At 43.7% G+C, this 1366-nt stretch carries 3 protein-coding genes; 2 read left to right on the top strand and 1 reads right to left on the bottom strand.

Annotation, left to right across the window (positions count from 1 at the left end; translation table 11 throughout):
• Together F6K51_RS37355 and F6K51_RS38885 are read left to right on the top strand one after the other, a co-directional pair.
• Window positions 1-195 (top strand): hypothetical protein (locus F6K51_RS37355; RefSeq protein ID WP_293031245.1); only part of this gene is annotated, 195 nt, incomplete at its 5' end.
• A 338-nt stretch (window positions 196-533) separates the two neighbouring features.
• Window positions 534-1070 (top strand): late competence development ComFB family protein, encoded by a 537-nt coding sequence (locus F6K51_RS38885; protein ID WP_365940662.1) that lies wholly within the window; start codon window positions 534-536, stop codon window positions 1068-1070.
• Here F6K51_RS38885 and F6K51_RS37350 read toward each other — a convergent pair.
• Window positions 980-1201: a hypothetical protein gene (locus F6K51_RS37350; protein WP_293031243.1), complete on the bottom strand. Its 222-nt coding sequence runs from the start codon at window positions 1199-1201 to the stop codon at window positions 980-982. The genes F6K51_RS38885 and F6K51_RS37350 overlap by 91 nt on opposite strands.
• Between the last annotated feature and the right edge of the window lie 165 nt (window positions 1202-1366).

The raw sequence follows: 1366 nt of genomic DNA, 5'->3' as shown, positions 1-1366 counted from the left end.
AACCCACAGGCTCCATTACCAGAGCCAACCACGATCGTATCGTACATCATCGGAATGGTTTTTCAAGCAAATCACTCTATTGTATCAAATAGGGAACAGGGAACAGGGAACAGGGAGCAGGGAGCAATGTGGGAAGTGTGGAAAGTGTGGGAAGTATGGGAAGTGTGGGAAGTGTGGGAAGTATGGGAAGCGTGAGAAGTGTGGGAACTTCGAGTTTGGGGAGAGTGGGGAGTTTGGGGAGATGAAATTGATCTTTAGCCGTAATTTCCAGCAATTGATAACTATGATATAGCATTTTCCATACTTATGAGGTGTATTCCACATAGTTCCCCCGACTCCCGACTCCCTGTTCCCTATTCCCTATTCCCTCTTCCCTTTGCTTAATAACATTATAAAATAAAGTAGTCTAAATCTTTACCATAACTTTAATTCAATTTATTCAAACAAACAGAACGTATACACAAAATCAACCTGTTTATCAACCTAAGCATTGGAGAATCATGATCATAAAAACTATTAATTGAGTTATCGTCATGAAGTCAGGGTTAATGCAAAGAACTCAAGCCTATCAAAATGTTATGGAAATCCTTGTTGAAGAAGAAATCGAGCGACGACTAGATCAACTGTCGCCGGAGATAGCTAAAAGTATTAATCCCATAGAAGTAGCGACCTATGCTCTCAATCGCCTCCCACCGTTGTATGCGTCTAGTGAAAAAGGTTGGAAGTACCAAAAGCAACGAGGGATGAAGGAGTTAGCTAAGCAAATAAGTAGAGTGGTTAGTCGGTCAATCAGTGCTGTCCAAAAGGACCCCATTCGACTAGCAACTCCTTTATTTGATTCTAAAGATCCAGCATCTCAGCAAGCCTTAAAGCGACTTAAAAAATTGCTATTACAGGAAAACCTATCATGGTGGGAACTTCCTCGGGTTGTTGAGCAAGCTCTAATTAAAGCGTGGCATGGAGAGATTAGCTGGAAGCATCATGAGCAGTTTTTTGTACAAGTTGCAGAGACTAAAATACCTGTGAAATCTGGAGGGGCGTGGGGTATGGATAGGTATGGTCGGTGGTAATTCCTGAGCAGAAAACCTGATTTTAGGGAGTCGGGAGTCGGGAGTCGGGAGTCGGGAGTCGGGAGTCGGGAGTCGGGAGTCGGGAGTCGGGAGTAGCACTGCATCGCTATTCCTTCTGCCCTAACATCCACAACTTGTGTACCTCTCAAGAGGTACACAAGATTTTTTCACTATTGCCTATTGCTAGCATGCCTATTGCCTACTCCCTACTCCCTACTCCCTACTCCCTAATTAGTAAAAGGGATTGATCAAGACTTCTGAACCGCTGCCAGTAACCGCTTCTTTTGAATGTCAGA

It is taken from the genome of Moorena sp. SIO3I8, from assembly GCF_010692325.1.
In the GTDB taxonomy this organism is placed as follows: domain Bacteria; phylum Cyanobacteriota; class Cyanobacteriia; order Cyanobacteriales; family Coleofasciculaceae; genus Moorena.
Note: the sequence above shows the minus strand (reverse complement) of the source record. Positions and strands in the feature narration are given on the sequence as shown.

Excerpts from the sequence above, each read along its gene's own strand:
- F6K51_RS38885 (WP_365940662.1), top strand. The coding sequence starts at position 534 with ATGAAGTCAGGGTTAATGCAAAGAACTCAAGCCTATCAAAATGTTATG.